This is a genomic window from Saccharopolyspora sp. NPDC050642 (assembly GCF_040654735.1).
Taxonomy (GTDB): Bacteria; Actinomycetota; Actinomycetes; order Mycobacteriales; family Pseudonocardiaceae; genus Saccharopolyspora; species Saccharopolyspora elongata.
Map to the genome: position 1 here is coordinate 53,545 of NZ_JBFAIN010000033.1, position 23,033 is coordinate 76,577.

The 23,033-nt window shown below is 71.0% G+C and carries 22 protein-coding genes and 3 pseudogenes; 16 read left to right on the plus strand and 9 right to left on the minus strand.

The genetic code is table 11. The features are described 5' to 3' along the window. Positions 1-108: 108 nt before the first annotated feature. From AB0H93_RS34205 to AB0H93_RS34225, 5 genes and pseudogenes are all read left to right on the plus strand, one after another. A pseudogene (locus AB0H93_RS34205) lies at positions 109-216 on the plus strand (helix-turn-helix domain-containing protein); the annotation flags it as partial. Positions 217-234: 18 nt separating this feature from the next. Further along, a pseudogene (locus AB0H93_RS34210) lies at positions 235-351 on the plus strand (IS607 family transposase); the annotation flags it as partial. Beyond that, positions 348-1,790, plus strand: coding sequence for an IS607 family element RNA-guided endonuclease TnpB (tnpB, locus tag AB0H93_RS34215; RefSeq protein ID WP_358578620.1), 1,443 nt, complete (start codon positions 348-350; stop codon positions 1,788-1,790). The pseudogene AB0H93_RS34210 and the gene tnpB, both read left to right, overlap by 4 nt. Then, the gene (locus AB0H93_RS34220) at positions 1,787-2,668 is read left to right on the plus strand and encodes a hydantoinase/oxoprolinase family protein (protein WP_358578623.1); all 882 of its coding nucleotides are present in this window, start codon (positions 1,787-1,789) and stop codon (positions 2,666-2,668) included. Before tnpB ends, AB0H93_RS34220 begins: the two co-directional genes overlap by 4 nt. Continuing rightward, a pseudogene (locus tag AB0H93_RS34225) lies at positions 2,665-3,918 on the plus strand (hydantoinase B/oxoprolinase family protein); the annotation flags it as partial. The gene AB0H93_RS34220 and the pseudogene AB0H93_RS34225, both read left to right, overlap by 4 nt. 314 nt (positions 3,919-4,232) lie before the next feature. On the opposite strand, the gene AB0H93_RS34230 reads toward AB0H93_RS34225, so the two are convergent. From AB0H93_RS34230 to AB0H93_RS34245, 4 genes are all read right to left on the minus strand, one after another. Further along, complete coding sequence (locus AB0H93_RS34230) at positions 4,233-4,889, minus strand: DUF4232 domain-containing protein (protein WP_358578626.1); 657 nt, start codon at positions 4,887-4,889, stop codon at positions 4,233-4,235. An 81-nt stretch (positions 4,890-4,970) separates the two neighbouring features. Then, positions 4,971-5,531, minus strand: coding sequence for a TetR/AcrR family transcriptional regulator (locus AB0H93_RS34235; protein WP_358578629.1), 561 nt, complete (start codon positions 5,529-5,531; stop codon positions 4,971-4,973). A 269-nt stretch (positions 5,532-5,800) separates the two neighbouring features. Beyond that, positions 5,801-7,141, minus strand: coding sequence for an amidase (locus AB0H93_RS34240; RefSeq protein WP_358578632.1), 1,341 nt, complete (start codon positions 7,139-7,141; stop codon positions 5,801-5,803). Then, positions 7,128-7,328: a hypothetical protein gene (locus AB0H93_RS34245; protein WP_358578634.1), complete on the minus strand. Its 201-nt coding sequence runs from the start codon at positions 7,326-7,328 to the stop codon at positions 7,128-7,130. Before AB0H93_RS34245 ends, AB0H93_RS34240 begins: the two co-directional genes overlap by 14 nt. A gap of 126 nt (positions 7,329-7,454) precedes the next feature. On the opposite strand from AB0H93_RS34245, the gene AB0H93_RS34250 reads away from it, so the two are divergent. After that, positions 7,455-8,345: an MBL fold metallo-hydrolase gene (locus AB0H93_RS34250; RefSeq protein ID WP_358578637.1), complete on the plus strand. Its 891-nt coding sequence runs from the start codon at positions 7,455-7,457 to the stop codon at positions 8,343-8,345. A gap of 214 nt (positions 8,346-8,559) precedes the next feature. Here the strand turns inward: AB0H93_RS34250 and AB0H93_RS34255 are convergent, their stop codons facing one another. Continuing rightward, positions 8,560-9,528 (minus strand): helix-turn-helix domain-containing protein, encoded by a 969-nt coding sequence (locus AB0H93_RS34255; protein WP_358578639.1) that lies wholly within the window; start codon positions 9,526-9,528, stop codon positions 8,560-8,562. 71 nt (positions 9,529-9,599) lie between these two features. Here AB0H93_RS34255 and AB0H93_RS34260 point away from each other — a divergent pair, with 71 nt between their 5' ends. Beyond that, positions 9,600-10,895: an MFS transporter gene (locus AB0H93_RS34260; protein WP_358578641.1), complete on the plus strand. Its 1,296-nt coding sequence runs from the start codon at positions 9,600-9,602 to the stop codon at positions 10,893-10,895. Here the strand turns inward: AB0H93_RS34260 and AB0H93_RS34265 are convergent. Both AB0H93_RS34265 and bla read right to left on the minus strand, forming a co-directional pair. Beyond that, positions 10,870-12,042, minus strand: a complete 1,173-nt coding sequence (locus AB0H93_RS34265; protein ID WP_358578643.1) for a glycoside hydrolase family 64 protein — start codon at positions 12,040-12,042, stop codon at positions 10,870-10,872. The two genes, AB0H93_RS34260 and AB0H93_RS34265, sit on opposite strands and share 26 nt — an antisense overlap. Positions 12,043-12,438: 396 nt before the next feature. Next, the gene (gene bla, locus AB0H93_RS34270; RefSeq protein ID WP_358578646.1) at positions 12,439-13,314 is read right to left on the minus strand and encodes a class A beta-lactamase; all 876 of its coding nucleotides are present in this window, start codon (positions 13,312-13,314) and stop codon (positions 12,439-12,441) included. A gap of 354 nt (positions 13,315-13,668) precedes the next feature. On the opposite strand from bla, the gene AB0H93_RS34275 reads away from it, so the two are divergent. Next, a complete protein-coding gene (locus AB0H93_RS34275) occupies positions 13,669-14,331 on the plus strand; it encodes a hypothetical protein (protein WP_358578648.1) in 663 nt (220 codons plus the stop codon). Between the two features lie 28 nt (positions 14,332-14,359). Here the strand turns inward: AB0H93_RS34275 and AB0H93_RS34280 are convergent, their stop codons facing one another. After that, entirely contained in the window at positions 14,360-14,881 is a 522-nt protein-coding gene (locus tag AB0H93_RS34280) for a methylated-DNA--[protein]-cysteine S-methyltransferase (RefSeq protein WP_358578651.1), read from the minus strand. A 115-nt stretch (positions 14,882-14,996) separates the two neighbouring features. Between AB0H93_RS34280 and AB0H93_RS34285 the strand changes: the two genes are divergently transcribed. From AB0H93_RS34285 to nusB, 3 genes are all read left to right on the plus strand, one after another. Next, entirely contained in the window at positions 14,997-16,106 is a 1,110-nt protein-coding gene (locus AB0H93_RS34285) for an aminopeptidase P family protein (RefSeq protein WP_358578653.1), read from the plus strand. Between the two features lie 82 nt (positions 16,107-16,188). Continuing rightward, complete coding sequence (gene efp / locus AB0H93_RS34290; RefSeq protein ID WP_093275318.1) at positions 16,189-16,755, plus strand: elongation factor P; 567 nt, start codon at positions 16,189-16,191, stop codon at positions 16,753-16,755. Positions 16,756-16,806: 51 nt separating this feature from the next. Continuing rightward, a complete protein-coding gene (gene nusB, locus AB0H93_RS34295; RefSeq protein ID WP_358578655.1) occupies positions 16,807-17,250 on the plus strand; it encodes a transcription antitermination factor NusB in 444 nt (147 codons plus the stop codon). Between the two features lie 275 nt (positions 17,251-17,525). Here nusB and AB0H93_RS34300 read toward each other — a convergent pair whose 3' ends face one another. After that, a complete protein-coding gene (locus AB0H93_RS34300) occupies positions 17,526-18,014 on the minus strand; it encodes a transcriptional regulator (RefSeq protein ID WP_010311046.1) in 489 nt (162 codons plus the stop codon). Between the two features lie 288 nt (positions 18,015-18,302). On the opposite strand from AB0H93_RS34300, the gene pyrR reads away from it, so the two are divergent. From pyrR to carA, 5 genes are all read left to right on the plus strand, one after another. Beyond that, positions 18,303-18,908 carry a bifunctional pyr operon transcriptional regulator/uracil phosphoribosyltransferase PyrR gene (pyrR, locus tag AB0H93_RS34305; RefSeq protein WP_358578658.1) on the plus strand — a complete coding sequence of 202 codons (606 nt, stop codon included), beginning with the start codon at positions 18,303-18,305 and terminating at the stop codon, positions 18,906-18,908. Further along, positions 18,908-19,840 (plus strand): aspartate carbamoyltransferase catalytic subunit, encoded by a 933-nt coding sequence (locus AB0H93_RS34310; RefSeq protein ID WP_358578709.1) that lies wholly within the window; start codon positions 18,908-18,910, stop codon positions 19,838-19,840. The genes pyrR and AB0H93_RS34310 overlap by 1 nt, the downstream gene beginning before the upstream one ends. A gap of 154 nt (positions 19,841-19,994) precedes the next feature. Next, positions 19,995-21,293, plus strand: coding sequence for a dihydroorotase (locus AB0H93_RS34315; protein WP_358578661.1), 1,299 nt, complete (start codon positions 19,995-19,997; stop codon positions 21,291-21,293). Further along, positions 21,293-21,835 carry a transporter gene (locus AB0H93_RS34320; protein ID WP_358578664.1) on the plus strand — a complete coding sequence of 181 codons (543 nt, stop codon included), beginning with the start codon at positions 21,293-21,295 and terminating at the stop codon, positions 21,833-21,835. Before AB0H93_RS34315 ends, AB0H93_RS34320 begins: the two co-directional genes overlap by 1 nt. Continuing rightward, positions 21,832-22,959: a glutamine-hydrolyzing carbamoyl-phosphate synthase small subunit gene (gene carA / locus AB0H93_RS34325; protein WP_358578666.1), complete on the plus strand. Its 1,128-nt coding sequence runs from the start codon at positions 21,832-21,834 to the stop codon at positions 22,957-22,959. The genes AB0H93_RS34320 and carA overlap by 4 nt, the downstream gene beginning before the upstream one ends. Positions 22,960-23,033 lie beyond the last annotated feature (74 nt).

The window sequence follows — 23,033 nt, forward strand, 5'->3', positions numbered from 1 at the left end:
GCCAGGGAATTTGGTCAGTGTCCTGACCCCGAAGGCGGTGGTGAGGGCTCGCGGACTCCTTGCGGGTGAAGTGAACACATGACGACTGAAACTGGTTACCGACAGTATATGATCAGGGTTGTGCAGCTGCGATACAGTTACCGACTGTATCCGACGTCGGGGCGGCAGACCGCGTTGGCAAGGGCGTTGGGGTGTGTCCGCGTGGTGTTCAACGACGCGCTCAAAGCGCATCAGGTCAAGGACATGACGGATGTGCTCTCGTCGATGTGCGCTCGTCTGTATGGGCAGCGTGCGGCGAAGAACCGTGCTGCTCGTGCGGTGGCAGCGGCGACCAGCGAGGGCGCCGAGTGAAGAAGTTCGAGCCACGTCCCGGCTTTGTGGTGCAGGCGTTTCGGTTTGCGCTAGACCCGAACATGACCCAGGATGCGGCGCTGCGGTCGCATTGCGGTGCTGCCCGCGTCGCCTATAACTGGGCCGTGTCCTGGGTGGCCGCTTCGTGGTGGCAGCGCCGTGCTGAGGAGTCCTACGGCATCCCAGAGGACTGCTTGACGCCGTGGCGCCCGTGGTCGTTGCCCGCGCTGCGGAAGGAGTTCAACCAGGCCAAGAAGACCGACCCGAGGTTCGTCGGCTGGTGGGAGAACTCCAAGGAGGCGTACAACACCGGCCTGGCGGGCGCTGCCGCCGCGCTCGATAACTACGCCAAATCCAAACGCGGGCAGCGCAAGGGCAAGCGGGTCGGGCTACCTCGGCGGAAGTCCAAGCATAGGGCGCGGCTGGCGTGCCGGTTCACGACCGGCACTATCCGCATCGAGCCCGACCGGCGACACGTCACGCTGCCCCGGCTGGGCACGATCCGCACCCATGAGAACACCCGCAAGCTGCAGCGCCGCCTGGCGAACGGTACCGCCCACATCCTGTCGGCCACCGTCCGGTCGGAGCGCGGCAGGTGGTTCGTATCCTTCCAGGCTGAGATCCAGCGCGTCACCAGTGTCCCGGCGCGGCCGGATGTTGCGGTCGGTGTGGACCTGGGCATCAAGCACCTGGCGGTCATTGCCGACAGCCAAGGCGAGGTCAGATTTGAGCCCAACCCCGCACACCTGGACGGCGCGCTGAAGAAGCTGTGGCGTCTGTCTCGGCAGGTGTCGCGCCGTCAGGGGCCGGACCGGCGCACCGGCCAGAGACCCTCCAAGCGATGGGTTGAGGCGAACGCTGCATGCAACCGGGTACACCACCGGGTGGCGAACCTGCGCATGGACGCCATCCACAAGCTGACCACCACTATTGCGGCCGAGTATGGACATGGGGTGGTGGAAGACCTCAATGTCGCTGGGATGCTCAAGAACCGGCGGCTGGCACGGAAGATCGTCGACGCCGGTTTCGGAGAGATCCGGCGGCAGCTCACCTACAAGACCGGATGGACGGGCGGCCTGCTGCACATCGCGGATCGCTGGTACCCGTCCTCCAAAACCTGCTCGGACTGCGGCCACGTGAAAGCCAAGCTGCCGCTGCACGTCCGGGCCTTCCACTGCGACTTCTGCCCGCTCGTGATGGACCGGGACGAGAACGCAGCACGCAACCTCGCCGCCCTCGCAGCGGCCGGCATGACGGGTACCGGAGTGGCCGGAGACCCGGACGCGCAAGCGTCGAACGACCGTGGAGCCGACCAGAAGACCCGCGCCACCCGACCCAGCCGCAAGGCTGGGCCGGGGCGGGCAGGTGGCGCAATCCCGCGGCAGCGGAAGGAAGCGGTACATCGTCATCAGGACACCGAAGCTCTCACGCTTTGGTGACACCGTTACGAACCTTCTGGGCGGAAACGCTCGGATTGCTGAGACTCGCAGAAGATCTTGGCAACGGCATCCACACCACGGCGAACGAGAACATGGCCAACGCCGCCCGGGTGCACGCCATCGAGCGCGGCCAGGATCCGGGCCGGCTGCCGCTGTTCGTCTCGGGCGGCAACGGGCCGCTGCACGGCCCGGGCGTGGCGCGGGCGCTCGGGTCGCCGTCGATGGTCGCGCCGCCGGCCGCCGGGGTGCTCAGCGCGCTGGGCTTCCTGTCCGCGCCGATGTCGATCGACATCGTCCGCTCCCGGCACGCGCTGCTCGGTGAGATCGGGCTCGACGACGCGCGGGCGCTGTTCGCGGAGATGGAACGCGAGGGCGCCGAGGTGCTGACCGCGTCCGGTGTCGCGGCCGCCGCCGTCGTCCACGAGCGGACGCTGGAGATGCGGTTCGTGGGGCAGGGCAGCGAGATCGAGGTGCCGGTCCCGCCGGTCGGCGACGGCTGGCGCGACGAGGTGCTGGCGAGCTTCCGGCGGCAGTACGCGCAGCGCTTCGGCACGGTCGCCCCGACCGGCGTCGAGCCGGAACTGCTCACCTGGCGGGTCACCGCGCGCGGCCCGGAACCGCCCGCCCGGCTCGGCTTCGAGTCCACTTCGGACGGCCAGGACGCGCTGATCGGGCACCGCGACGCCTACTTCGCGCCGGGCGGCTACGCCCCGACGCCGGTCTACGACCGGTACCGGCTGCGCGCCGGCGCGGTGCTGACCGGGCCCGCGCTGGTGGAGGAGCGGGAAGCGACGCTGCTCGTCCCGCCCGGTGCGCGCTGCACCGTCGAGGCCGACAGCAGCATCTTCGTCGAGTTCGCCCTGGGAGGTTCCCGATGAGCCGCGTCGATCCGGTGCTGGTCGGCCTGGTCGCCAACCGGCTGCACTCGCTGCTCGACGAGCAGCAGGCCGCCCTGGTGCACACCGCGTTCAGCCCGGTGGTGCGCGAATCCCTGGACCTGGCCTGCGCCGTGTTCAACTCGGCGGGGGAGATGGTGGGGCAGTCCAGCGGCGGCACTCCCGGGCACATCAACGCGATGGCCACCGGGATGCGGCACATCGTCGCCGAACACCCGCCCGAGGTCCTGGCCGACGGCGACGTGCTGATCACCAACGACCCGTGGATGACCTCGGGGCAGATCAACGACATCACCATCGCCACCCCGGTGTTCCGGGGCGGGGCGCTGATCGCGTGGTTCGCGAGTTGCTGCCACTCGCCGGACATCGGCGGCCGGATCCTGTCCGCGGCGGCCACCGAGGTCTTCGAGGAGGGGCTGCGGCTGCCGATCCTGAAGCTGCGGACCGCGGAAGGTCCTAATAGGACGCTGGAGCGGTTGATCCGGGCGAACGTGCGGACGCCGAACGAGACCATGGGTGACATCTACGCGCAGGTGTCGGCCAACCAGGTCGGCATCCGCAGCCTCGACCGGATGCTGGACGAGTTCGGCCTCGACGGCATCGACGAGGTCGCCGCCGAGATCATGCTGCGCTCCGAGCAGGCGCTGCGCGCGGCGCTGCGGGAGATCCCCGACGGCACGTACTCGGCGAGCATGGACTCGGACGGCTTCGACGGCGACGCGATCCACCTGGCGGTCGCGGTGACCGTCGACGGCGACGCCGTCCGCGTCGACTACGCGGGTTCGTCGCCGCAGTCCCCGCACGGCGTCAACGTGGTGCTCAACTACACCCGGGCGTACACGTCGTTCGCGATCAAGGCGGCGCTGGCGCCGGAGGTGCCGCACAACGCCGGGTCGTTCCGGCCGGTCGAGGTGGCCGCGCCGCGCGGTTCGGTGCTCAACTGCGTCGAACCCGCGCCCGTCGCCTCCCGCCACCTCGTCGGGCACTTCCTGCCCAGCCTGCTCTTCGAGGCGCTCCGCCCGGCCGTGACCGGTGGTCTGCCTGCGGTGAGCGCGGACGCCCTGTGGATGACGGTGTGGCGCGGCGCCGGCATCGACGAGCCGCAGCCGTTCACGCTGACGGTCTTCGGCGCGGGCGGGACCGGCGCGCGGCCGGACAAGGACGGGCTGAACACCACCGGTTTCCCGACCGGTGTGCGCGCCGCGCCGACCGAGGTGCTGGAAACCCTGACGCCGCTGGTGCAGTGGCGCCGGGAGCTGCGGCCGGATTCCGGTGGTGCGGGGCGGTTCCGCCGACTCCCGGGTGCGGCTGCGCTTCCCGGGCGGGGGCGGCTACGGCCATCCGGAGGCCCGGCCGGTCGACCGCGTTCTCGACGACGTCGTCAACGGCTACGTGGGCATCGACGCCGCGCGCGAGCTCTACGGCGTGGAGATCGAGTACACCGGCGACCCGGATGCGCTGGTGCGGCCGCCCGATTCCTACCGCGTCCGGAGCGCGACACCGCGCCGCTGACGGTGGGGCGCCTTCGGAAGGCGTTCCACCAGGATCACCGCTCGCCGGTGCCCGCCTCGACGCTCTGCACGGTGAGCTGGTTGCCGGGCAGCTTGTCGTTCGCGCAGCCGGTTTCGGGGTTGTCGAACGCGATGTACATCGACGCCGTTTCCTGCGGCGGGTAGATCCGCAGACCCTTGGCCGTTTCCGGTCGGCAGGCGGCGGTCTCGTAGTTCTCGACGGTCGCGAACCCGATCACGGCGGCGGCCTTCTCGCCGGGCTGGAGGGTGATCGCCGGCCCCTTCTCGTCGACCCGGGCGGCGGCCGCGCCGATCTGGTGCCCGTCATCGCCGCCGACGTAGGACACGCCCGGGAAGCCCTGGATCACGCACTCGTCGCCGCTGGTGTTGGTGAAGATCAGCGGGCGGTAGTGGGTGCCGGCCGCCGCGCCGCCCCTGCCGAACGAGAGCTGGAGATCCGTGGCCTTGCAGAGCCCGTTGTCCGGCTTCTGCTCCGGCTTGGCGGTCGTCGATCCGGCGACCGTGGTCTCCGGGGTCGAGCCGGAACCGGTCGACTCGGCGGGGGCCGAGTTCGCGGGCGGGTCCTGGATGATCGATCCCGGTCCGTCCGCGTTCGATCCGCCGGGGCTGCAGGCCGCCAGCCCGACCGTCAGCGCAGCCGCCGCGACCGCGAGAATCCTCGCTCGAATCATCGATTCCGCCTCTCCGTGCACCAATGTCGGCCGTAGGACGCGCGGTCGCCGGTCAGGTTGCCGGAGTTGTTCGATCTGTGATCAACGGTCGCCGAGGAGCCCGGCCACCAGCCCGCGGGCGTAGGCGGTGTCGAGACCGCTGGGGCGGAACAGGATGCGGTACATCATGGGGGCGACGACGTGGTCGACGACCGCCTCCGTGCCGGGTGCGCTCTCGCCGCGTTCGGCCGCGCGGGCGAGGATGACGTCGATCTGCTCGGCCGCGTAGGCCGAGCACTGACCGGCGTTGCTGCCGTCCGGGTCGCCGAGCAGCGCGTCGCGGATGTAGGCGCGGCCCGGGGGAGAGGTCATCTCCTCCAGGAACTGCTCGGCCCAGCCCGTCAGGTCGGCGGCCAGGGCGCCCCGGTCCTCCGGCGGAGCCTCGGGGCGCAGCCGCTCGACCGCCACGTCCGACAGCAACTCCTGCAGATCGCCCCAGCGGCGGTAGATCGTCGACGGCGTGACCCCGGCGCGGGATGCCACCAGCGGAACCGTCAGCGCGTCCCGGCCCACCTCGGTCTCGAGCTCGCGCACGGCGTTGTGCACCGCTTCCTGGACCCGGGCGCTGCGCCCGCCCGGACGCACCATCGGCTTCCTACCCATGACCCAACCTTAAAAGGCGATTTCAGATTGGATTTGCGTGGCGGTGCGGGTGGCGGAACCCCTGCGGGATTTGCCGTCGCCGCCTGGACTGTGGGAGCCCCGACTTGCGTATGACCAATACGCGGCATCGGGGACTGGCCTCGCCCAGTAGCCCAGAAGGGCGGGCACAGTCTGAGAACCCGCGGCGGTGCAAGCTGAGTCCCACACCGCATGCGGCTGACGCCGCATCCTGAAAAGCCCTAAAGCAAGGTCATTGCTTCTAGCGGCGTCTAGGCCACCGGCGCGAGCTCGCGGGCGGGCTCGGTCTGCTCGTACGCGTGCCCGACCCGGAGGAGCAGGTCCTCCGCGAAGGGCTTCCCGAGCAGCTGCATGCCGATCGGCATGCCCGCCTGGTCGCGGCCGACCGGCACGGACAGCGAGGGCACCCCGGTGACGTTGGCGGGAGCGGACAGGCGCACGTAGGCGTCGGAGGCGCTCTCGCTCGTGCCGTCGGGCCAGGTGATCGATTCCGCACCGGCCCGCACGGCGGTCACCGGCACCGTCGGCGCGGCGATCACGTCGACCTCCGCCAGCATGCGCGCCCATTCCTGGCGCATCAGCGTCTGCGCGCGCTGGGCGCGCAGGTAGTCCGCGGCGGACATCAGGGCGCCGGCTTCGAGGAGGATGCGGACATCGGGCCCGTAGGCGTCGGGCGCCGTTCGCAGGGTCTGCTCGTGGTACGCGGTGGCCTCGGGCACCATCAGGCCCCAGTGCGTCGACTTGATGTAGCGCGTCATCGGGATCTCGACCTCGACCGGCCGGGCACCGAGGCTCGCGAGGCGGTCGACGGCCTGCCGGACCGCGGCCTCGACCTCCGGGGCGACCCGGTCGAAGTAGTAGTTGCGCGGCACGCCGACGCGCAGGCCCGTCAGGTCGGTTCCGGCGGGCGGCCGGTGGTCTTGGTCGCGCCCGGCGAGGACGGCCAGGACCAGGGCCGCGTCCTCGACGGTGCGGGTGATGGGGCCGACGTGGTCCAGGGACCAGGACAGCGACGTGACGCCCTGCCGCGGAACGAGGCCGTACGTCGGCTTGAGGCCGACCACCCCGTTCAGCGCGGCCGGCACCCGGATCGAGCCGCCGGTGTCGGTGCCCAGGGCGAACGTCGCCGCTCCCGCCGCGACCGCGACGGCGGACCCGCCGCTGGAGCCCCCGGCGATCCGCTCCTGGTCCCAGGCGTTGTTCGTCTGCGGCGTGATCAGCCCGTAGGCGAACTCGTGGGTGTGGGTCTTGCCGAGCAGGACGGCGCCGGCCGCCGTCAGGCGCGCGGCGACGGTGCTGTCGGCGTCCGCGCGGTGACCGGCCCGCGCCCGGGAACTCGCGGTGGTCGCCGTGCCGGCGACGTCGATGAGGTCCTTGAGCCCCATGGGAATTCCGCGCAGCGGGCCCTGGGACCGGTCGGCCGCGAGCGCCTCCTGGCGCGCTCGTTCCGCCATCACCGAGACGTAGGCCTGCAGGCGCGGTTCGACCTGCTCGATGCGGCCGAGCACCGAGTCCACCAGTTCGACGGGCGACAGCCGTCCGGCCCGCATCTCCGCGGCGGCGGCCGCGACGGTCAGCTCATACGGTTGCATCGGGCCGCTCCTCGTCTGCGCGGTGGGCGGGCGCGGTGTCCCCGAAGTCCAGCTCCCGGAGCAGCGAGACGACGGAGTGGATGTATTCGGCCGTGGCCGCGACCTCGGCGTGGCGGTCGGCCGCCAGCGGGAGCCCGGAGCGGGCGGCCCACCGGGCGGCCTCCGGCGGCGTGAGTCCAGCGGACATGAGCGCGCCCTCCTGTCGAATAAAAGCTAACGGTTTGCTTTAGTCGACTGTAGGGCCTATCGTGCCTTAAAGCAATCGGATTGCTTTTAGTTGGCGCGATCGGGCAGACGGAGGAAACGAAGGAACATGAACGAACCCGCCGCGACGTGGACCGTGGGCGGCACGACCGTCCACCGCATCGACGAGGTCCTCCTGCCACCGGCGACCGGGCCGTGGCTGCTGCCCGACGCCACCCCGGACGTGGTCGCGCGGCAGGACTGGCTGCGCCCGGACTTCGCGGACCGCGAGGGCGTCCTACGCCTCGACAGCCACAGCTTCGCGCTGGTCGTGGGCGGGCTGCGCGTCCTCGTCGACACCGGCATCGGCAACGGCAAGACCCGGGCGAACCCGGCGTGGCACGACCTGCGGACCGACTACCCGGAGCGTCTCGTGGGAGCCGGATTCGCGCCGGACTCCGTCGACCTGGTCGTCCTCACCCACCTGCACACCGATCACGTCGGCTGGAACACGCGCGACGAACGGGGCGAATGGGTACCCACCTTCCCCCGCGCCCGCTACGTCGTCTCCCGCGCCGAGCGGGGGTTCTGGGCCGGGTACGACATGGACGAGCCGCGGCGGCAGATGTTCCGCGACTCCGTGCACCCGGTCGAGGACGCGGGATTGCTCGACCTGGTCGACGTCCCGGCGGAGGGCGCCGAAATCGCGCCCGGCCTGCGCCTGCTGCCGACTCCCGGTCATACGCCCGGCCACGTCGCCGTCCGGCTGAGCAGCGGCGGAGAGACGGCGCTGATCACCGGCGACTGCGTCCACCACCCCGTCCAGCTCGCCGAGCCGGACATCGGCAGCTGCGTCGACATCGACCCCGAACAGGCCGGAGCCACGCGCCGATCCGTGCTCGCATCGCTCGCCGACACCGGAACCCTGTTGCTGGGAACCCATTTCCCGCCGCCGACCGCGGGCCGGGTGATCACCGACGGTGACGCCTACCGCCTCGTGCCGGAACCCGGAGGCCGCTAGTCGCCAGCCCACGACCGACCATGGCTCCCGGTCACCGAGCGCACGCACCTCCCCGGTCGACCGCAATTTCAATGGAAATCGGACCTTCGATTTCCATTGAAATTGCGGTCCACCCTCGGTGCCGGGGTGCAGGCGTTACCGGGCGTGGCTGCGGGCATCACCCGTCGGTGGTGCAGCTTCTCGCGAAGTCGTCCTGACCCGCCGCTGCGCGAGGTCAGGCGCTGCGGCGGAAGGTGCGGCGGTAGGCCGCGGGGCTGGTGCCGAGGCGCAGCCGCAGGTGCTTGCGCAGCGATGCCGCGGTGTTCAGACCGGACTGCTCGGCCACCGCCTCGATCGGCAGGTCCGTGGCCTCCAGCAGGTGGCGGGCGTGCTCGATGCGCTGCTGCAGCAGCCAGTCCAGCGGGCTGGTGCCGGTCTCCTCCCGGAACCGGCGGGTGAAGGTCCGCACGCTCATCCCGGCGTGCGCCGCCGCGTCGTCCAGGGTGAGCGGCTCGGCGAGCCGTTCCAGCAGCCACGCCCGGGTCGGCGCGGTGCCGGAACCGCTGGTCTCCGGCAGCGGCCGCTCGATGAACTGGGACTGGCCGCCGTCCCGCCACGGCGGCACGACGCAGGACCGGGCCGCGCGGTTGGCCACCTCGCTGCCGTGGTCGCGGCGGAGCACGTGCAGGCACAGGTCGATCCCGGCGGCCACGCCGGCCGAGGTCAGCACGTCGCCGTCGTCCACGAAGAGCACGTCCGGGTGCAGCTCCACCTGCGGGTACAGCCGCCGGAAGCGCGCCGCGTGCGCCCAGTGCGTGGTGGCCGGGCGGCCGTCGAGCAGGCCCGCCGCCGCGAGCACGAACGCGCCGGTGCAGATCGACATGATCCGCGTGGTGCCGGGCAATCCGGCCAGGTAGCCGGCGAGTTCGGGGGACAGGCTGCCGTCCGTGCACGGCCCTTCGACGTAGGTGCCCGGGATGATCAGCGTGTCCGGCGCGGCCAGGAAGTCCGGGCTGGCCCCGGGCAGGATCGAGAAGCCCTTGGTGGTGCTGATCGGGCCGCCGTCGAGGCTGCAGACCTGGATGTCGTAGAGCGGCTCGCCGCTCTCGTCGCGGGCTCCGGAGAAGATCTGCGGGGCGATCGCCAGGTCGAAGCCGACGACGTCGGAGAGGCCCAGGACGGCGATTCGGTGCGGGGCGGCCATGGCCGGATCTTCTCACATATTGTCTTCCCGGCCACTGGTTCCGCCCCGCCGTTTCGGCGAGGCTCTTCGATGTGATCAGTACTGGGACCGCGCGACGCGTCCACCCCGCCTGGTGGGTCGCGGCCGTCGCCTTCATCGCCCTGCTCGGGTCCGCCGCCTTCCGGTCGATGCCCGGCGTGTTCATGAATCCGCTGCACGACGAGTTCGGCTGGCCGCACAGCGTCATCTCGGCCGCCGTGTCGCTGAACCTCCTCCTCTACGGCCTGACCGCGCCGTTCGCCGCGGCCCTGATGGCGCGCTTCGGCATCCGCCGGGTCACCGTCGCCGCGCTGCTGCTCATCGCGGCCGGCAGCGGGCTGACGGTGTTCATGACCGCCAGCTGGCAGCTGATCGTGTGCTGGGGCCTCCTCGTGGGCCTGGGCACCGGGTCGATGGCGCTGGCCTTCGTGTCCACAGTGGTCGACCGGTGGTTCGTGCAGCGGCGCGGCCTCGTCAGCGGCGTGCTGACCGCGGGCAGCGCGACCGGTCAGCTGATCTTCCTGCCGCTGGCGGCCGTGCTCGTCGAGAGCGACGGCTGGCGCTTCACCTCGCTGGTCATCGCGGGCACCGCGCTGCTGGTCGGCTTGCTGGTGTGGCTGGTGATGCGCGATCACCCGCGCGACGTCGGCGTCACCGCCTACGGCGCGACGGGCGACGAGCCGGAGCCGGAGCGCGACCGCGGCAACCCGGCCGCGGTCGCGCTGCGCGCCCTCCGCGACGCGGCCCGCAAGCCCGCTTTCTGGCTGCTGGCGGGCGGATTCGCGATCTGCGGGGCGAGCACCAACGGGCTGGTGAACACGCACTTCGTGCCCGCCGCGCACGACCACGGCATGCCGACCACGACCGCCGCCGGGCTGCTCGCGGTGATCGGCGTGTTCGACGTGCTCGGCACGGTGCTCTCCGGCTGGCTGACCGACAAGGTCAACCCGCGCCTGCTGCTCGCCGCCTACTACACGCTGCGCGGCCTGTCGCTGTTCGTGCTGCCGCAGCTGCTCGGCCCCTCGGTGGAGGCGAGCATGGTGCTGTTCGTGGTGTTCTACGGGCTGGACTGGGTGGCCACCGTGCCGCCGACCATGGCGCTGTGCCGGGAGCACTTCGGGCCTCGCGCCTCGGTGGTGTTCGGCTGGGTGTTCGCCTCGCACCAGATCGGCGCGGCGGCCATCGCCAGCATCGCGGGCGTGGTGCGCGACCAGTTCGGCGACTACGCCGCCGCCTGGTACGGCGCGGGCCTGCTCTGCCTGCTGGCGACGGCGTTCTCGGTGTCGATCCGGGTCGCCGGGCCGCGGTCGAAGCCGGAACCGGTCACCACGGGGTCAGCGTCACGGTGATCGACTTCGGCGCCCCGTCCTGGATGTAGGAGGCGAAACCGGCCACGTCGTCGAAGGCGAACCCGTAGGCCTTGCCGTCCTCGGTGTTGGCGTGCATCACCTTGGCGAAGTGGTTGGTGACCTGGTGCTGGTAGAACGCCCCAGGATCGGTGCCGGGCTGGTCGGCCAGGTCCAGCAGGATGGAGCGGTTGAAGCCGGCGCCCAGGATGGCCGCCACCGGACCGGTGATGCCGTCGTTCGGGGCGGCCAGCGCGCCGTCGCAGAACAGGACGTCCCTTGTAGACGGTCGTCCGATCGGCTGCACGCCGCCGTCGAAGTTGAAGGTGTCGCCGGAGATCTGGCCCGTGAAGATGCGGCCGTCGCCGGTGTTCACCTTCAGCTGGCTGCCCTGGTACTTGGCCCAGACCTCGTCGATGTAGGAGTCGTAGTAGCTGCCGGAGAACGCGCCGAGGTCGAGCCCGTGGCCCGGCGCGATCACCCGCAGGTCCTGCTGCCGCAGCCCGGCGAAGTCCGCGTTCTCGGTGACACCGCTGAGGATCTTCTCGCGGCCCCCGGCGGGCACCGTGCCCGTCGTCTGGTCCTGCGCGCCCTGCAGCCGGATCGACAGCGGCACGCTGAACATGTCGACCATCGTCGTGTTGCAGTACATCCCGTCGGGCTTGAGGGTGAATTCGATGGTGTCGTGCAGGATCGAGTGGTTCGGGTCGGTGTCGACCCAGCCCGCCGGGTACTGCAGCGCGGGCTTGCCGTCGCCGCCCGAGACGACCTTGAACTTCAGCTTCTCGCCGAGCGCGAAGTAGATCCGGCCGGACATGCTCGGCAGGTTCAGCGTCGTGTCGCCGCTGCCCTGCAGCGGGATGGCGTAGTCGGCGAAGCCGTCGGAACCGTTGTCGGACGGCGAAACCGGCACCAGCTGCCCGTCGGGCGAGACCCGGCACTGCTCGCCGGAGTCGAGGTTCACGCCGACGACGTAGACCCAGACGGACGCGTTGTCGAACTGGCCGCTGCGGTTGACGATCGTCAGCGGTAGCGGGACGTCGGGAGCGCGGCGGCCGGCGAAGGCCGGGGCGGCGGCGAGGCCGCCGATGGCGGGCACGGCGAGGGCGGCGGCGGAGACGCCGCCGAGGAAGGATCGTCTGCTGAGCACGGCGCTTCCCTTCGGGGTGGGAATAAGTTTTGGGTCACAACAATTGTGTGAGCGGCCACAACGGCCGCCAATACCCCGAAGCGCCGCCGCCGACTACCCGATCCAGCCCAGCGTTCGAGCCATTACCAGGACAATCGGCAACGGCCCTGGTGAATACCGCGAAAAATGCCCGGTGTGCGCCGCGCACCTGTGAATCGGGGCGGTAGCTGTCGATCGGTTGCAACTCGGTGACGACGGCCTGGCGCGACCGATCGGCGCGGGCGGCCGCAGTGACCGCCCGGCCTGGCCGGTCGCGCCCAACGTCGTCACGACGACCGCCGCGAACACCGGGCCGGCGGCGGCGGCACAGCGCCTCCGCCGGTGGTGCGATCTCGATCAGGAAGCGTTGCGGAGCCGTCAGGTAAGCGCCGCGATCACGTGTGCGGTGGCCTCGGCGATGAGGGCCTGGTCGTATTCGGCGTCTTTGGCGGCCTTGCCGGACATGATCGAGATGACGAGCGGCGCGGAGTCCGGGGGCCACACGATGCCGATGTCGTTGAGCGTGCCGTAGTCGCCGGTGCCGGTCTTGTCGGCCACGGCCCACCCCTGCGGTGTGCCGGCCCGGATGCGTTGGGCGCCGGCGGCGGTGGCGTTGCGCGCCAGCAGATCGTGGAGGAAGGCGCGTTTGTCGGCGGGCAGGACGTCCCCGAGCACGATCCGCTGGTAGTCGGTGCCGATCGCGCGGGGCGAAGTCGTGTCGCGCGGGTCTCCCGGGACGGCGTCCGCGATCGTCGGCTCCATCCGGTCCATCCGGGTGACCGTGTCGCCGAGGCCGCGGGCGAACGCCGTGAGTTCGGCGGGCCCGCCGAGGTCGCGGAGCAGGAGGTTGCCCGCCGTGCCGTCGCTGTAGCGGACCGCGGCGTCGCACAGCTGACCGATCGTCATCCCCGTGGCCACGTGCTGCCTGGTGATGGCGGAGCTCTTCATGAGATCGCCCTCGGTGTACGTGACGACCGCGTCCAGGTGCGACATCGGGTTGCGCTGCAAGACCGCTGCCGCCGCAAGTCCCTTGAACGTGGAGCAGAACGCGAATCGTTCGTCCGCTCGGTAGGCGACGGTTGCACCGGTGCCGGTGGCGAGGGCGTACACCCCCAGGCGAGCGTCGAACTTCCGCTCCAGCTCGGCCAGGCCGGCATGGTGATCATCCGCCGCAGGCGAGAGCGGCGCCGTGGCGGGAGGAGGAGCGGGCGTCCCGCCGTTCGTGCAGGCGGCCAACGGCAGAATCGCCGCCATCCCCAGGAAAGCGCGGCGAGTCGTCGGCTGCGATGTTGCGGTCTCGCTGCGACGGCGATCCGAATGCTGTTGTCCGCCCGGGATCACCCGACGTCCGATGCGGATTCCTGGTTGCTGCAAAGAAGTTCTCCGTTCGATTCCGAGGCCGGGGTCTCGGCCCGCCGCCAATCAAGCAGCACCCGTCGGATAGCGCCAATCCGCACCACGCCGCCACGCGATAGCCGTTCGATATGGCCCCAGATGCCGCCGGGTTCCGCCGCGAACGGGACGCGGGAAAAATGCTCACCACCTCCCGGAACCCGGGACCGGAGAAGCCGCGACGGCCCGCGTGCCCGGCGCGGTACGGTACGGATGATGTCAAGTCTTGTCGCGCGTTCTTGCACCGAGCGCGGGGAACTCGTGCTGCTCCACCGGGGCGGCGCGCTGGAGCTCCGGGTCAACGGCGTTTTCGTGATGGACACGGTGCACACCGAGACCGAACGGCTGCTCGCCAGCGCCACCCTGCGGGCCGCCGCCCGGACCGACCGGGTGCTGGTCGGCGGCCTGGGGCTGGGGTTCACGCTGCGGGAAGTGCTGGCCGATCCGCGGGTCCGCGAAGCGCACGTCGTCGAGATCGAGCCGGACCTGATCGACTGGCACCGCCGCGGGCTCGTCCCCGAAACCGCCGATGCGATCCGGGACGACCGGGTGGTGTTCCGCGTCGGCGACGTCGCCGAGGTGCTCGACGCGCAGCCGCCCGGCAGCTTCGACGTCCTGCTGCTCGATGTGGACAACGGCCCGGACTTCCTCGTCTACGACGGCAATTCCGCTCTTTACCGGGCCGATTTCCTGGTCCGCTGCAGGGAGAGGCTCACCCCGGAAGGCACCGTGGCGATCTGGTCGGCCGACACCTCCCCGGACCTCAGTGCCGCCATGCACGAGGTCTTCGGGAACTACGAGGAGATCCCGATCCCGGTGACGCTGGGGCAGCGGGAGACGACCTACCACCTGTTCCTGGGCCGCCGGGCTCGTGGGTGAAGGTTCCGGTCCGCACCGGAACGAACGCTCACGAGAGCAGGTCGAGTTCCAGCAGGCTGGGCTCCAAGACTCCCTCCAGCACCAGCAGCCGCCGCTTGGCCTCCAGGCCCGGGCCGAACCCGCCGAGGCCGCCGCCGCTGGCCAGCACCCGGTGGCACGGCACCAGCAGGGGCACCGGATTGCTGCCCATGATCGTGCCGACCGCCCGCGAGGCCTCCGGCCGCCCGGACAGCTCCGCCAGCCCCTTGTAGCTCACCGTCTCGCCGAAGGGCACCAGCTCGTGCAGCGTGCGCAACACATGCAGCCGCAGGCCCTCCAGCGGCGCCCACGCGATCGGCACGTCGAATTCCCGGCGCCCGCGCGAGAAGTACTCGCCGAGCTGCCGCGCGGTCTCGGCCGCGACACAGGTGCCCGGGCTCGGCTCGGCGCCGTCGAACTCGCCGAGCACCCGGTCCGGCGCGGCGAAGGCGACTCGGCACACCTCGCCGGCGGCCGCGACGACCGTCAGCTCCCCGACAGGACTGTCCAACGCGCTCCACGTCAGCGACATGCCGGGAGGGTAGCGCCCTGCACCGACGAGCCGGGCCGCGCAAGCTCGTGGCGGCTTCCCGCCGACGTTGGCGTGACCAGGCCCGTTCGCCGCGGCGCGAGCTAGGCTTCGAAACATGCCCGAAACGCACGCCCACCGACGTCACGCCCTCCGCGACCAGCTGCGCGAGCGGGACCTGGACGCGATGTTGGTGACCGATCTGCTCAACATCCGCTACCTGACCGGCTTCACCGGATCCAACGCGGCGCTGGTGGTGCACGCCGCCGACGAGCAGGGGACCGAGTCGCGGACGGTGTTCTGCACCGACGGCCGGTACCTGATCCAGGCCGGGGCGCAGGTGCCGGACCTGGAGCGGGTCATCGAGCGGGCGAGCGATCTGGCGCTGGCCGAGCGGATCGGGGCCGACGCCGCCGGGCACCGCCGCGTCGGCTTCGAAAGCCAGCACGTCACCGTCGACGGCCGCGACGCGCTGGCCGCCGCGGCGGGCGAGGCGGAACTGGTGCGCGCGCCCGGCCTCGTCGAGCAGCTGCGGCTGATCAAGGACGAGACCGAGATCGACGCGCTGCGGATGGCGTGCGCGGCCGCCGACCGGGCGCTGGCCGACCTCATCGCGCACGGCGGGCTGCGCCCCGGCCGCACCGAGCTGGAGGTCGCCCGCGAGCTGGAGACCCGGATGCTCGACCACGGCGCGGCAGGCCCGTCGTTCGAGACGATCGTCGCTGCCGGGGCGAACTCCGCGGTGCCGCACCACCGGCCCACCGACGCGGTGCTGGCGGCCGGCGACTTCGTGAAGATGGACTTCGGCGCCCTCGTCGACGGCTACCACTCGGACATGACCCGGACCGTGGTGCTCGGCAAGGCGGCGGACTGGCAGCGCGAGATCTACGAGCTGGTGCGCGCCTCGCAGGCCGCCGGCCGGGCCGCCCTCGCCGTCGACGCCGATGTGAAGGCGGTGGACACCGCGGCCCGCAAGGTGATCGAGGACGCGGGCTACGGCGAGCAGTTCCTGCACGGGCTCGGACACGGCGTCGGCCTGGAGATCCACGAGGCACCGGCGTTGTCGCAGCGGGGGGACGGTAGAATCGGCGCCGGGATGGCGGTCACCGTCGAGCCTGGTGTCTACCTGGCAGGGCAGGGCGGGGTCCGCATCGAGGACACGCTGGTCGTGCGTCCCAGCACGCCGGAGCTCCTCACCTTGACGACGAAGGAGCTCGTCGAAGTCTGACGCGCCGAGGTGCGCCGGTACGCCGGAATCCGGTTCGCGTCGGCAACACGCCCAAGCCATCACCACAGGAGAGACCCCTACCGTGGCATCCACGAACGACCTGAAGAACGGACTGGTGCTCAACATCGACGGCCAGTTGTGGACCGTCGTGAACTTCCAGCACGTCAAGCCCGGCAAGGGCGGCGCCTTCGTTCGCACCACCCTGAAGAACGTCCTCTCCGGCAAGGTCGTGGACAAGACCTTCAACGCCGGCGTCAAGGTGGACACCGCGAACGTCGACCGCCGCGAGATGACCTACCTCTACAACGACGGCACCGACTACGTGTTCATGGACCCCGACACCTACGACCAGGTCAACATCTCGGCCGACGTCGTCGGGGACGCCGCGAACTACATGCTGGAGAACAGCGCCGTCGTCGTGGCCCGCCACGACGAGGCCCCGCTGTACGTCGAGCTGCCCGCCTCGGTCGAGCTCGTCGTCTCGCACACCGACCCGGGCCTGCAGGGCGACCGCTCCACCGGCGGCACCAAGCCCGCCACCCTGGAGACCGGTGCGGAGATCCAGGTCCCGCTGTTCCTCAACACCGGTGACAAGGTGAAGGTCGACCCGCGCGACGGCCGGTACCTCAGCCGCGTCAGCAGCAAATGATCGCCTGCCCGTCGGCCGCGGCATTCGGTCCGGCCGGAAAGAGGGTGTGAGGTGGGTTCTCGGAGCAAGGCACGCAAGCGTGCCGTGGACTTCCTCTACGAGGCCGATCAGCGCGGCATCGACGCGGTGACCCTGCTGGCCGATCGCGTCGGCTCGCCGGAGGTCCCGCCGGTCGGCGACTACACGATCGCCCTGGTCGAGGGCGTGACGGCGAACCGCGAGCGGATCGACGAGGTGCTCACGCAGCACGCCGAGGGCTGGTCGCTGGGGCGGATGCCCGCGGTCGACCGCTCGGTGCTGCGGCTGGGCCTGTACGAGCTGCTGTGGAGCGACGACGTGCCGCCGGCGGTGGCCATCGACGAGGCCGTGGAGCTGGTCAAGGCGCTGTCCACGGACGACTCGCCGCGCTTCGTCAACGGCGTGCTCGGCCGCATCGCGGGCATCGGCGACCGGCTCCGCAAGTCGGTCCGCCCGGAGCAGACCGCGGCGGAGTAGCCCGAACGAGTTACCGCTGAGGGACGCCCCGGCTGCGTCGTGCCCACGGGTGACCCCAGTTTCAATTGAAACTGGGGTCACCCGTGCCGCAGTTGCCGCAGTTTCCGGTCACCAGGTCCAGCAGTTTCAATTGAAACTGCTGGACCTGGTGGGTCGGAGGCGGCGGGTGGTGTTGGTCACCGGGGAAAACGAAGGGGCACCCGTTGCGGCCGTTGGTCGCGGTGGGTGCCCCGTCACGTGCCCGGCCCACTCGAACGGGTGGGCCGGGTGTCGTGTCACTCCTCCCGGGCTGGGCGGGCCTCCGGGGGAAGCACGCCCCAGTCGATGAGCTGCTCGGTGAGCTCGCCTGGCGTCATGTCGTAGATGATGGCCAGGGATCGCAGGTCCTCGGTGCGGATGGACAGCACCTTGCCGTTGTAGTCACCGCGCTGGCTCTGGATGGTGGCCGCGTAGCGGGCCAGCGGGCCCACCTTCTCCGCAGGTAGCTGCTGCAGCCGCTCCAGGTTGATCACAACTTTGGTGGCAGGTTCGGCGCCGGAAGGCACCCGACCTTCGGGAAGCAGTTCCGCGACCGGAACACCGTAGAAGTCGGCCAGTTCGGCCAGCTTCTGCACGGTCACCGCACGGTCGCCTCGCTCATAGGACCCGACGACCACGGCCTTCCACCGCCCGCCAGACTTCTGCTCGACGCCGTGCAGCGACAGACCCTGCTGCTGGCGGATAGCGCGGAGCTTGCTGCCCAGCGCCTTGGCGTAGTCGCCCATGTGGCGTTTCTCCGTTCGTTCGCCCCGTTAGCCGATAACGGCGACCGGGGAGCAAAGCTCAGATCGATACGGAGAGTAATGTTCGCTCGCCAGCGTCACCAGGTCAAGTTGGTCTTTGCTGGCAATGCGGCGAACACCACCACACCACCCGGACGATTGACCTCGCAGCGCTGATAGCGTACAAGGCAGCCCGGCGGTCGGCAGTGGTTTCCGACCCGGAGACTGCGGGGCAGCTCACACACCATCCTTTAAGGACCCGTCCCGTGAGGCGGGGAAGGAGGTCGCACCGTGGCGTCACGCCAACCGGCGGACGCGACGGATCCGGTCGGGCAGCGGGAGCTGCTTTCGGCCGGTGACGTTGCGCGCACGATAGCCCGGATCGCCCACCAGATCATCGAGAAGACCGCGCTGGACACCGGAAGCAACGACGTGGTGCTGCTGGGCATCCCGACGAGGGGAACTTCGCTGGCCCAGCGGCTGGCCGCGAAGATCAGCGAGTTCAGCGGCGTGACGGTGCCCACCGGCATCCTCGACATCACGCTCTACCGCGACGACCTGCGGCATCGCCCGAACCGTCCGCTGGAGCCCACCAGCCTGCCCGCGCAGGGCATCGACAACGCGCTGGTCGTGCTCGTCGACGACGTGCTGTTCTCCGGCCGGACCGTGCGGGCCGCCCTCGACGCCCTGCGCGACCAGGGCCGGCCGCGGGCGGTGCAGCTGGCGGTGCTGGTCGACCGCGGGCACCGCGAGCTGCCGATCCGCGCCGACTACGTCGGCAAGAACGTCCCCACCTCGCGCTCCGAGGGCGTCGCGGTCCAGCTCGCCGAGACCGACGGCACCGACCGAGTCGTGCTGCGCCGCCCGGACGCCACGCAGGACGAGGAGGTCCGGTGATGCGCCACCTGCTGTCCACCGAAGGTCTGGACGCCGCCACCGCGACGAGCGTGCTCGACACCGCCGACACCCTGAAGCAGACGCTGCTGGGGCGCGAGGTCAAGAAGCTGCCGACGCTGCGCGGCCGGACCGTGGTGACCCTGTTCTACGAGAACTCCACGCGCACCCGGGTGTCCTTCGAGGTCGCCGGGAAGTGGATGAGCGCCGACGTGATCAACGTCTCGGCCAGCAGTTCTTCGGTGAACAAGGGCGAGTCGCTGCGCGACACCGCGCTGACGCTGGCCGCCGCCGGGGCCGACTGCGTGATCGTCCGGCACCCCGCCTCGGGCGCGGCGCAACGGCTGGCCGGCTGGCTGGACGAGGTCGGCACCCAGGTCGTCAACGCCGGCGACGGCATGCACGAGCACCCCACCCAGGCACTGCTGGACGCCGCGACGCTGCGGGAGCGGCTGGGCGAGCTGGCCGGGCGCCGCATCGCCATCGTCGGCGACCTGCTGCACAGCCGGGTGGCGCGCTCGAACGTGCACCTGCTGCGCACCCTCGGCGCCGAGGTGGTGCTGGTCGCGCCGCCGACGCTGGTGCCCACCGGGGCGCAGCAGTGGGGCGCGGAGGTGCGCCACGAGCTGGACCCGGAGCTGCCGAAGCTGGACGCGGTGATGATGCTGCGGGTCCAGGCCGAGCGGATGCACGGCGGTTTCTTCCCGTCGGCGCGCGAGTACTCGATCGCCTACGGCCTCAACGAGGCGCGGCTGGGCAGGCTGCCCGAGCACGCGGTGGTCCTGCACCCCGGCCCGATGCTGCGCGGCATGGAGATCGCGCCGGCCGTGGCCGATTCGCCGCGCGCCGCCATCACCCAGCAGGTCAGCAATGGCGTGCACGTGCGGATGGCGGTGCTCTACCACCTGCTGGCCGGAGAGGAGATCACGGCATGAACGGTCCTGTGCCAGCGCCAACTCCAGTCCTCCCCAACCGCACCTCAGGGGAACGTGAAGCAAACCAGCCACAAGAAACCGCGAAACGCGAGATTGAGCGGAACGCAACCACCACCGAAAATCGCGGAGAGGCGGAACTGTGAGCGGAACGGGCATGAGCCGGGTGCTGCTGAAGGACGTCCGCCCGTACGGCGAGGGCGAGCCGGTGGACGTGCTGATCGACGGCGAGGTGATCGCGGAGATCGGCCCGGCTCTCGAGGCCGATGCGGACGAGATCGTGCACGCCGGCGGGGCCGTGGCGCTGCCGGGCTTCGTGGACCTGCACACGCACCTGCGGGAGCCGGGCCGGGAGGACGCCGAAACCGTCGAGACCGGTTCGATGGCCGCCGCGCTCGGCGGCTACACCGCGGTCTTCGCGATGGCCAACACCGATCCGGTCGCCGACAACGCGGTGATCGTCGAGCACGTGTGGCGGCGCGGCCGCGAGGTCGGCCTGGTCGACGTGCACCCGGTGGGCGCGGTGACGGTGGGGCTCAAGGGCGAGAAGCTCGCCGAGCTGGGCACCATGCGCCGCAGCATCGCCGAGGTCCGGGTGTTCTCCGACGACGGCCACTGCGTGCACGACCCGCTGATCATGCGCCGCGCGCTGGAGTACACGAAGTCCTTCGGCGGCGTCGTCGCGCAGCACGCCGAGGAGCCGCGGCTGACCGCGGGCGCGCAGGCGCACGAGGGCGCGAACGCCGCCCGGCTGGGCCTGGCCGGTTGGCCCGCACCGGCGGAGGAAGCGATCGTGGCGCGCGACTGCCTGCTCGCCGGGCACACCGGCGGCACGCTGCACATCTGCCACGTCTCCACCGAAGGCACCGCCGAGATCCTGCGCTGGTGGAAGTCCCGCGAGGTGAACGGGCAGGTGTCGGCCGAGGTCACGCCGCACCACCTGCTGCTGACCGACGACCGGCTGGCGACCTACGACCCGATCAACAAGGTCAACCCGCCGCTGCGCACCGATGCCGACGTGCTGGCGCTGCGCCAGGCGCTGGCCGACGGCACCGTGGACTGCGTGGCCACCGACCACGCCCCGCACGCCGCGCAGGACAAGGACTGCGAGTGGTCCGCGGCGAAGCCGGGCATGCTCGGCCTGCAGACCGCGCTCGGCATCGTCGTGCAGACGATGGTGCGCTCCGGGCTGCTGGACTGGTACGGCGTGGCGCGGGTGATGAGCGAGCGGCCCGCCGAGATCGGCGGGCTGACCGACCAGGGCCGCCCGGTCGCCGCGGGCGAGCCGGCGAACCTGGTGCTGGTCGACCCCGACACCGAGTGGACGGTGCGCGCCGCGGAGCTCGCCAGCCTCGGCGAGAACTCGCCGTTCGAGGGCATGCGGCTGCCCGGCCGCGTGGTCGCGACGCTGCTGCGCGGCCGGATCACCGCGCACGAGGGCAAGGTGACGCGCTGATGGAACGCTTCCTGTGGGTGCTGGGGATGGCCGCGCTGGTCGCCCTGGTGTTCTTCGGCATGCGGCGGGGCTGGACCGGCCGGGCGCGCCGCCAGGCCGCCGAGCTGCCGGACTTCCCGGCGCCGCTGGCCGAACCGGGCGAGGAGCTGCTGCCCGCCGCGACCGGCATGTACGTCGGCACCACGAAGGCGACCGACTGGCAGGACCGCATCGCGGTCGGCGACATCGGGCACCGCGCCAACGGCACCGCGCACCTGCACGCCGCGGGCCTGCTGCTGCGACGAACCGGGGCCAGCGACGTGTGGATCCCCGCGGAGTCCATCGTGGACAGCCGCCTGGACCACAAGCTGGCCAACAAGGTGGTGCCCGGTGCCGGCCTGGTCGTGGTGACCTGGCGGCTGGGCGAGCAGCTGCTGGACACCGGGTTCCGCGGCGACGACAAGACAACGCAGACCGAGTGGGTCGAGGCGGTCCGGGCACTGGCGCCCGCTGACGAGCCGACGCAACACGAGACCGCGAGCTCGCGGCAGGAGGAGAAATGAGCGACCACATCGGGGCCGCACTGGTGCTCGAGGATGGCCGGATCTTCCGCGGGGAGGCCTACGGCAAGGTGGGCCGCACCCTGGGTGAGGTCGTGTTCACCACCGGCATGACCGGCTACCAGGAGACCCTGACCGATCCCTCGTACCACCGCCAGATCGTGGTGCAGACCGCGCCGCAGATCGGCAACACCGGCTGGAACGACGAGGACGACGAGTCGAAGCAGATCTGGGTCGCCGGCTACGCCGTCCGCGATCCCGCCCGCATCCCGTCGAACTGGCGCTCCCGCCGGTCGCTGGTCGAGGAGCTGGCGCGGCAGGACATCGTCGGCATCGCGGGCATCGACACCCGCACCCTGACCCGCCACGTCCGCGAGCTGGGCGCGATGCGCGGCGGCATCTTCTCCGGGCCGGAACTCGGCTCCGACGACGAGATGGTCGCCGCGGTCAAGGCGAGCGCCGAGATGGTCGGCGCCTCGCTGGCGGGCGACGTGACCACCGCCGAGCCCTACGTCGTGCCCGCCATCGGCGAGAAGCGGTTCACCGTGGCCGCGCTCGACCTGGGCATCAAGTCCAACACGCCGCGGATGATGGCCGAGCGCGGCATCGAGGTCCACGTGCTGCCGCTGGCGTCCACGCTGGACGAGGTGCTGTCGGTCAAGCCGGACGGGCTGTTCCTGTCCAACGGCCCGGGCGACCCGGCCACCACCGACCAGCAGGTCGAGCTGACCCGCCAGGCCCTGGACCGCAAGCTGCCGCTGTTCGGCATCTGCTTCGGCAACCAGATCCTCGGGCGCGCGCTCGGCCGCGGCACCTACAAGCTGCGCTACGGGCACCGGGGCATCAACATCCCGGTGATCGACGTCGAGACCGGCCAGGTCGCGATCACCGCGCAGAACCACGGCTTCGCCGTCGAGGGCGAGCCGGGCGAGCGGTTCGACACCGACTTCGGCCGCGCGATGGTCAGCCACCACTGCGCGAACGACGGTGCGGTCGAGGGTCTCCGGCTGCTCGACGGCCCGGCGTTCAGCGTCCAGTACCACCCCGAAGCGGCGGCGGGCCCGCACGACGCCGCGCCGCTGTTCGACAAGTTCGTTGATCTGATGACGGAGACGGTTCGGTCATGAATAGCGCTACGTCAAATCGAGTCGTGCGTAACGGCACCTCAGGGGACCGTGGCGCAAAGTGGCCAGAGGAAACC

Excerpts from the sequence above, each read along its gene's own strand:
- AB0H93_RS34230 (WP_358578626.1), bottom strand. The coding sequence starts at position 4,889 with ATGATTCGAGCGAGGATTCTCGCGGTCGCGGCGGCTGCGCTGACGGTC.
- AB0H93_RS34235 (WP_358578629.1), bottom strand. The coding sequence starts at position 5,531 with ATGGGTAGGAAGCCGATGGTGCGTCCGGGCGGGCGCAGCGCCCGGGTC.
- AB0H93_RS34240 (WP_358578632.1), bottom strand. The coding sequence starts at position 7,141 with ATGCAACCGTATGAGCTGACCGTCGCGGCCGCCGCCGCGGAGATGCGG.
- AB0H93_RS34245 (WP_358578634.1), bottom strand. The coding sequence starts at position 7,328 with ATGTCCGCTGGACTCACGCCGCCGGAGGCCGCCCGGTGGGCCGCCCGC.
- AB0H93_RS34250 (WP_358578637.1), top strand. The coding sequence starts at position 7,455 with ATGAACGAACCCGCCGCGACGTGGACCGTGGGCGGCACGACCGTCCAC.
- AB0H93_RS34255 (WP_358578639.1), bottom strand. The coding sequence starts at position 9,528 with ATGGCCGCCCCGCACCGAATCGCCGTCCTGGGCCTCTCCGACGTCGTC.
- bla (WP_358578646.1), bottom strand. The coding sequence starts at position 13,314 with ATGGCGGCGATTCTGCCGTTGGCCGCCTGCACGAACGGCGGGACGCCC.
- AB0H93_RS34275 (WP_358578648.1), top strand. The coding sequence starts at position 13,669 with ATGTCAAGTCTTGTCGCGCGTTCTTGCACCGAGCGCGGGGAACTCGTG.
- AB0H93_RS34280 (WP_358578651.1), bottom strand. The coding sequence starts at position 14,881 with ATGTCGCTGACGTGGAGCGCGTTGGACAGTCCTGTCGGGGAGCTGACG.
- AB0H93_RS34285 (WP_358578653.1), top strand. The coding sequence starts at position 14,997 with ATGCCCGAAACGCACGCCCACCGACGTCACGCCCTCCGCGACCAGCTG.
- AB0H93_RS34300 (WP_010311046.1), bottom strand. The coding sequence starts at position 18,014 with ATGGGCGACTACGCCAAGGCGCTGGGCAGCAAGCTCCGCGCTATCCGC.
- AB0H93_RS34310 (WP_358578709.1), top strand. The coding sequence starts at position 18,908 with ATGCGCCACCTGCTGTCCACCGAAGGTCTGGACGCCGCCACCGCGACG.
- AB0H93_RS34315 (WP_358578661.1), top strand. The coding sequence starts at position 19,995 with ATGAGCCGGGTGCTGCTGAAGGACGTCCGCCCGTACGGCGAGGGCGAG.
- AB0H93_RS34320 (WP_358578664.1), top strand. The coding sequence starts at position 21,293 with ATGGAACGCTTCCTGTGGGTGCTGGGGATGGCCGCGCTGGTCGCCCTG.
- carA (WP_358578666.1), top strand. The coding sequence starts at position 21,832 with ATGAGCGACCACATCGGGGCCGCACTGGTGCTCGAGGATGGCCGGATC.